Origin of the sequence: Serratia sp. ME47 (genome assembly GCF_903970925.1) — a bacterium.
Classification (GTDB): domain Bacteria; phylum Pseudomonadota; class Gammaproteobacteria; order Enterobacterales; family Enterobacteriaceae; genus Serratia; species Serratia ureilytica.
Map to the genome: position 1 here is coordinate 75,968 of NZ_CAJCKE010000022.1, position 6,374 is coordinate 82,341.

The 6,374-nt window shown below is 66.5% G+C and carries 6 protein-coding genes and 1 pseudogene; all 7 read right to left on the reverse strand.

The genetic code is table 11. The features are described 5' to 3' along the window. Positions 1-64 precede the first annotated feature (64 nt). Positions 65-1,372: a phenylacetate--CoA ligase PaaK gene (gene paaK, locus H7A77_RS19330; RefSeq protein WP_182074522.1), complete on the reverse strand. Its 1,308-nt coding sequence runs from the start codon at positions 1,370-1,372 to the stop codon at positions 65-67. Positions 1,373-1,387: 15 nt separating this feature from the next. After that, positions 1,388-2,593 (reverse strand): 3-oxoadipyl-CoA thiolase, encoded by a 1,206-nt coding sequence (gene pcaF, locus H7A77_RS19335; protein ID WP_033650802.1) that lies wholly within the window; start codon positions 2,591-2,593, stop codon positions 1,388-1,390. Then, entirely contained in the window at positions 2,590-3,030 is a 441-nt protein-coding gene (gene paaI / locus H7A77_RS19340) for a hydroxyphenylacetyl-CoA thioesterase PaaI (protein WP_099786174.1), read from the reverse strand. The genes pcaF and paaI overlap by 4 nt, the downstream gene beginning before the upstream one ends. After that, a complete protein-coding gene (locus H7A77_RS19345; protein ID WP_072627395.1) occupies positions 3,027-4,559 on the reverse strand; it encodes a 3-hydroxyacyl-CoA dehydrogenase in 1,533 nt (510 codons plus the stop codon). The genes paaI and H7A77_RS19345 overlap by 4 nt, the downstream gene beginning before the upstream one ends. 2 nt (positions 4,560-4,561) lie before the next feature. After that, the gene (gene paaG, locus H7A77_RS19350) at positions 4,562-5,353 is read right to left on the reverse strand and encodes a 2-(1,2-epoxy-1,2-dihydrophenyl)acetyl-CoA isomerase PaaG (protein ID WP_033643612.1); all 792 of its coding nucleotides are present in this window, start codon (positions 5,351-5,353) and stop codon (positions 4,562-4,564) included. A 3-nt stretch (positions 5,354-5,356) separates the two neighbouring features. Continuing rightward, positions 5,357-6,130 (reverse strand): 2,3-dehydroadipyl-CoA hydratase PaaF, encoded by a 774-nt coding sequence (gene paaF, locus H7A77_RS19355; protein ID WP_182074523.1) that lies wholly within the window; start codon positions 6,128-6,130, stop codon positions 5,357-5,359. Positions 6,131-6,138: 8 nt separating this feature from the next. Further along, a pseudogene (locus H7A77_RS19360) lies at positions 6,139-6,249 on the reverse strand (phenylacetic acid degradation protein); the annotation flags it as partial. Between the last annotated feature and the right edge of the window lie 125 nt (positions 6,250-6,374).

Here is a 6,374-nt window from a genome sequence, read left to right on the forward strand (position 1 = left end):
TAGCCTTCGATGAGCCACAACATTACCATAATTTGGGGCGGCGTCATCCGTGACGCCGTACGCCTCAGCGCGGCCGCAGATCGACCACGCGCTGCGCCTTGCCTTCCGAGCGCGGAATATCGCCGCAGTTGGCGATGCTGACGTCGGTGCTGACACCCACGATCGATTTGATGTGGTGGCGCAGCTGGTGGCAGATATCGCAACGCTGCTGATGGCTGAGGCTGAGCGCCGATTCTTTCAGCTCGACGCGCACCGCCAGCGTGTCCAGATGCCCGCTGCGGCTGACCTGCAGTTGATAGTGCGGCGACAGCTGCTCGAACTGCTTGATCTGTTCTTCCACCTGCGACGGGAAGACGTTGACGCCGCGGATGATCAGCATGTCGTCGGAGCGGCCGGTGATCTTGCCCATGCGGCGCATCTGGCGCGCGTCGCCCGGCAGCAGCCGGGTGAGATCGCGGGTGCGGTAGCGGATCACCGGCAGCGCCTCTTTGGTCAGGGTGGTGAACACCAGTTCGCCGTGCTCGCCGTCCGGCAGGGCGATGCCGGTCTCCGGGCAGATGATCTCCGGCAGGAAGTGGTCTTCCCAAATGGTGGGGCCGCCGCCGCTTTCCAGACATTCCATCGCCACGCCCGGCCCCATCACCTCCGACAGGCCGTAAATATCCAGCGCCTTGATGCCCATGCGGGTTTCGATTTCGTGGCGCAGGGCTTCGGTCCAGGGTTCGGCGCCGAACACGCCGAGCCGCAGCGAGCAGCCGCGCGCGTCGCCGCCCATTTTGCGCTCCAGTTCATCGATCAGCGTCAGGCAGTAGGACGGCGTCACCATGATGATGTCGGGTTTGAAATCGAGGATCAGCTGCGCCTGGCGTTCCGTCTGGCCGCCGGACATCGGGATCACCGTGGCGCCGAGCCGCTCCGCGCCGTAGTGCGCCCCCAGGCCGCCGGTAAACAGGCCGTAACCGTAGGCGACGTGCACCTTGTCTTTGGCGGTGGCGCCGCCGGCGCGCAGGCAGCGGGCGACGATATCGGCCCAGTTATCGATGTCGCGCTGGGTGTAGCCCACCACCGTCGGGCGGCCGGTGGTGCCCGAGGAGGCGTGGATGCGCACCACCTGTTCCATCGGCACCGCGAAGGTGTCGAACGGGTAGTTGTCGCGCAGATCCTGCTTGGTGGTGTAGGGGAAGCGCGCCAGATCGCTCAGCTGCTTAAGATCGTCGGGGTGTACGCCCGCCTGATCGAACTTGCGCTTGTACATCGGCACATTGTCGTAGGCGTGGTGCAGCGTCCACTTCAAACGCGCCAACTGCAACGCTTCAATCTCATCGCGCGAGGCGAATTCGATCGTTTCGAGGGGCTGTGGATTTATTGTCATGGTTAGCCTCAGGGGTCAGACACGCTCAATGATCATGGCGATGCCTTGGCCCACGCCGATGCACATGGTGCACAGAGCGTAGCGGCCGGCTCGCCGTTCCAGTTCAAACAGGGCGGCCAGCGCCAGGCGCGCGCCGCTCATGCCCAACGGATGCCCCAGAGCGATCGCGCCGCCGTTGGGGTTGACCTGCGGGGCATCGTCCGGCAGGCCAAGCTGGCGCATCACCGCCAACGCCTGGGCGGCGAACGCTTCGTTCAGTTCGATGACGTCCATCTGCGCCAGGCTCAGCCCGGCGATCTCCAGCACCTTGCGGGTGGCCGGCAGCGGGCCGATGCCCATCAGCCGCGGCTCCACGCCGCAGGTGGCGGTGGCAAGGATGCGCGCGCGCGGCGTCAGGCCCTGGCGCGCCGCCATCGCTTCGGAGGCGACGATCAGCGCGGCCGCGCCGTCGTTCAGCCCCGAGGCGTTGCCGGCGGTGACGCTGCCGGGCTGACGGAACGGGGTTTTCAGCGCCTGCAGCTGATCGAAGGTGGTGTCGGCGCGCGGGTGTTCATCCTGGCTGAACAGGGTGACTGCGCCTTTTTTACCGGTGAGGCTGACCGGCGCTATCTCCTGCGCCAGGTATCCCAGCGCCTGCGCCCGGGCGGCGCGCTGCTGGCTGCGCAGCGCAAAGGCGTCCTGATCGGCGCGGCTGATGTTGAACTGCGCCGCGACGTTTTCGGCGGTCTCCGGCATCGAATCGGTGCCGAACTCGGCCTGCATGCGCGGGTTGACGAAGCGCCAGCCGAGGGTGGTGTCGTACAGCTGCGCCTGGCGGCTGAAGGCGCTGTCGGCCTTGCCCATCACCAGCGGCGCTCGGGTCATCGATTCCGCGCCGCCGGCCAGCATCAGCCCGGCGTCGCCGGCTTTGATGCTGCGCGCCGCCATCGCCAGCGCGTCCAGACCCGAACCGCACAGGCGGTTCACCGTGGTGCCGGAAACGCCGACCGGCAGCCCGGCCAGCAGCAGCGCCATGCGCGCCAGGTTGCGGTTGTCTTCCCCGGCCTGGTTGGCGCAGCCGAGGATCACGTCGTCCAGCTGTGCCCAGTCCACCTGGGGATGGCGCTCCAGCAGCACGCGCAGCGGCAGGGCGGCGAGATCGTCGGCCCTCACCTGGGCCAGCGCGCCGCCATAGCGGCCGATCGGGGTGCGCACGCCGTCGCAGATAAATGCCTGATTCATGCCCGATCTCCTAAAATGCTGTGGCCGAGGCGGTGCGCGCGGCCGCGAAACCAGGCGACGGTTTTGCCCTGTTGATTGACGATTTCGACGTCATACAGCCCGGTGGCTTTGCCCTGATGGCGCATCTGCGCGCTGGCGGTGAGGCGATCGCCGGCCAGCGCCGGGCGGACGAAGTCGATGCTGCAGCCGGAAGCCACCGCCGCCAGCCCCTGGCTGTTGCAGGCGTAGGCGAAGGCGGTATCCGCCAGGCTGAACAGCTGGCCGCCATGGCAAGTCTGGTGGCCATTGAGCATCTGCGGGCCGACGGTCATGCTGACCTGCGCGTACCCGACGTCGACGTCATCGATGTGCATCCCCATCGCCTGAGCGCAGGTATCTTGCTGGAACATCTGTTCGGCGCAGCGCTGAGCCAGCGCGCGCGGCGTATTGGCGTTCATTGTTCGGCTCCTGGGAAAGCGGCGGGGGAAGCGTAGCGGCGCAGCAGCGGCATCGGGCGATAGCGGGCCTCGCCGTAATAGCGTTGCAGGTTTTCCAGCGTCGCCAGAATATGGCGCCAGCCGAGCGTGGCGCCCCAGGCGAGCGGGCCGCGCGGATAGTTGACGCCGCGCAGCATCGCCAGATCGGTATCCTCGGCGCCGGCGACGCCTTTGTTCACCACGTCGAGCGCTTCGTTGGCCAGCATGGCCAGGGTGCGCATCATCAGCAGGCCGGGGTAATCCGGCAACGGGATGACGCGTTTGCCGAGGGACTGCAGCAGACGGATCGCTTTGGCATTGTGTTGCGCGCCGTTTTGCGCCGCGCAGCTGATGGCGATGGCAGAGGCATGTGCATAGTCGGCACAGAGATCGAACAGCACCACGGGCGTTCCACGTTCGTCGGCCAGTTGGCCGGCGGTTTTACCATTGGTTAACATCAGTGTAACGTCGTCGATCGTGACGTGCGGGCTGGTCTGGCCAGGTTGTTTGATCGCCCCCGCATTTTCGCTTAACAGCTGCGCCAAATCGGCCAGCGAAGACCAGTCGCCGTGCAGCGTAACGCGCTGCGGCAGCGCGGCCTGCGCCGGTGGCGCAAAGGCGATCATCTCTGCGGTGGGGCGTTGCGCGTCGTAGCGGTAGAAGCCGCGGCCGGATTTGCGGCCGAGGCGCCCGGCGGCCACCAGCTCCTGCTGCACCAGCGAGGGGGTGAAGCGCGGATCCTGGTAGAAGGCCTGATACACCGAGTCGGTCACGGCGTAATTGACGTCCTGGCCGATCAGATCGGTCAACTGCAGCGGGCCCATGGCGAAACCGCCGGCGTCGCGCATTACCGCATCCAGGGTGGCGGCGTCGGCCACCCGTTCTTCCAGCGCGCGCAGGGTTTCGGCGTAGAACGGCCGCGCCACGCGGTTGACGATGAATCCCGGCGTCGAACGGCACACGACGCTCTGTTTACCCCAGCGCTGCGCCAGGGCTTGCAGCGCGGCGAGGGTCTCGGCCCCGGTCTCCAGACCGCTGACGATCTCCACCAGCTTCATCAGCGGCGCCGGGTTGAAGAAGTGCAGCCCGGCCATGCGCTGTGGGTGTTGCAAGGCGCCGGCGATGGCGGTGATCGACAGCGAGGAAGTATTGCTGGCGAACAGCGCCGTGGGCGAGCAGACCGCTTCCAGATCGCGGAACAGGCTCTGCTTGATCGCCAGATTTTCCGCCACCGCTTCAATCACCAGCGCGCTGTCGGCCAGTTGCTCGAGCGAATCGGCGCGTTCGAGACGCGCCAGCAGCGCCTCGGTGGTGTTTGCGTCGGCCTTGCCGCCGTCGACCCGCTGCCGCAGGCGGCGAGCGAGTTCGTCGATCGCGCGCTGGGCGGCGGCGGGGGCGATATCGAACAGCCGTACCGGGTGGCCGGCGGCGGCGGCCACCTGCGCAATGCCGATGCCCATGGTGCCGGCGCCGATCACCGCCACCTGGCCGTTAAGAAGGGGCGCGTTCATGGCTATTTCCCACTGAAGTTTGGCGTGCGTTTGGCGAAGAACGCGCTGACGCCTTCGCGGTAGTCGTCGCTGCGGCCGCCCAATCGCTGCAGATCGCGTTCCAGATCGAGTTGTTGATCGAGGCTGTTGGTGGCCGAACTGTAGATGGCTTTCTTGATTAGCCCCAGACCGTAAGTCGGCTGGGTGGCCAGATGGCGCGCCAGCGTTTGCGTGCGGTCGGCCAATTCATCCGCCGGCACCACCTGCCAGATCATGCCCCACTCCAGCGCCTGTTGGGCGCTGATTTTGTCGCCCAGCATGGCCATGCCCATCGCGCGGGCGTGGCCGGCCAGCCGCGGCAGGAACCAGCTGCCGCCGGAATCCGGCACCAGCCCCAGGCGGCAGAACGACTGAATAAAGCCGGCGTTGTCGGCGGCGATGACGATGTCGCACGCCAGAGCCAGCGCGGCGCCGGCGCCGGCCGCCACGCCGTTGACCGCGCACACCACCGGTTTGGGCAGGGCGGTCAGGCGACGGATCAGGGGGTTGTAGAAACGTTCGACCGACAGGCCGAGGTCCGGCGCCTGTTGATCGGCGCTGACGTTGCGATCGTTGAGATCCTGCCCGGCGCAGAAACCGCGGCCGGCGCCGGCGATCAGCAGGCAACGCACGTTGTCGTCGCGTTCGGCTTGCGTCAGCGCTTCGCTCAGTTGGCGATGCATCTCGTCGTTAAAGCTGTTGAGCCGATCCGGCCGGTTGAGGGTCAGCGTCAACACGCCGGCGTCGAGATGGCTGAGAATCAATGCGTTATCCATAAATCAGCGCCCCTGATAGTTTGGCGTACGTTTTTCGAAAAAGGCGGCGATGCCTTCGCGGCGATCGTCGGTGGCGGCCAGGGTGACAAATTGCTGACGCTCCATCGCCAGCCCCTGGCTAAGGCCGGTTTCCTCGGCCTGTTTCAGCGCCTGTTTGGCGGCGCGCAGCGCCAGCGGCGCCTGACGGCTGATGCGATCGGCAATCTGCTGCGTGCGCTCCAGCGTCAGGGCATCGACGCACACTTCGCTGATAAGGCCAGCCTGCAGCGCGGTGCGGGCGTCGATGGCTTCGCCGGTCAGCACCATCTGGCTGGCGCGCGCCTTGCCGACGCAGCGGATCAGGCGCTGGGTGCCTCCGGCCCCCGGCATCAGGCCGAGGGTGATCTCCGGCAGGCCGAAGCGGGCGCTTTCGCCGCCGATAACGATGTCGCAGGCCAGCGCCAGCTCGCAGCCGGCGCCCAGGGCATAGCCGTTCACCGCCGCCAGCAGCGGCTTGCTGAACTGCGCCAGTCGCTGCCACAGCTGCGGACGGCGATCCGCCAGCGCGGCCGGCAGATCCTGCCGTTGCAGCTCGTGCAGATCGGCCCCGGCGGCAAAGAAACGCGCCGCGCCGGCGATCACCACGGCACCCACGCCGCTGTCGGCATCGGCCTGATCCAGCAGAAACACCAGCTGCTCCAGGCAAGGGGTGCTCAGGGCATTGCGCGCCTCCGGGCGGTGCAGCGTCAGCGTGACCACGCGGTGCTGCTGCTGGCGCAAAATAAAGGGGGTATCCATCGCGGCTCCTAGACGTCGAAGTCCAATACCACGCCGTCGCCTTTCGGCCACGACTGGCAGCTCAATACATAGCCCGCCGCCAACTGATCCGGCTCCAGGCTGTAGTTGACGCCCATCTCCCCCAGAACGGCAGAGCGTCGTGTCGGGAAAGAGCGTAGGCTATAGTATAGATCTAAGCAGCTACTGGAGTCGTACGGAAAAACGACGTAAAGTAAAAGATATACATCTGCAGCTCTGGACATCA

Bases quoted from the DNA above. Each gene is read 5' to 3' on its own strand.
- paaK (WP_182074522.1), bottom strand. From the start codon at position 1,372: ATGACAATAAATCCACAGCCCCTCGAAACGATCGAATTCGCCTCGCGC.
- pcaF (WP_033650802.1), bottom strand. From the start codon at position 2,593: ATGAATCAGGCATTTATCTGCGACGGCGTGCGCACCCCGATCGGCCGC.
- paaI (WP_099786174.1), bottom strand. From the start codon at position 3,030: ATGAACGCCAATACGCCGCGCGCGCTGGCTCAGCGCTGCGCCGAACAG.
- H7A77_RS19345 (WP_072627395.1), bottom strand. From the start codon at position 4,559: ATGAACGCGCCCCTTCTTAACGGCCAGGTGGCGGTGATCGGCGCCGGC.
- paaG (WP_033643612.1), bottom strand. From the start codon at position 5,353: ATGGATAACGCATTGATTCTCAGCCATCTCGACGCCGGCGTGTTGACG.
- paaF (WP_182074523.1), bottom strand. From the start codon at position 6,130: ATGGATACCCCCTTTATTTTGCGCCAGCAGCAGCACCGCGTGGTCACG.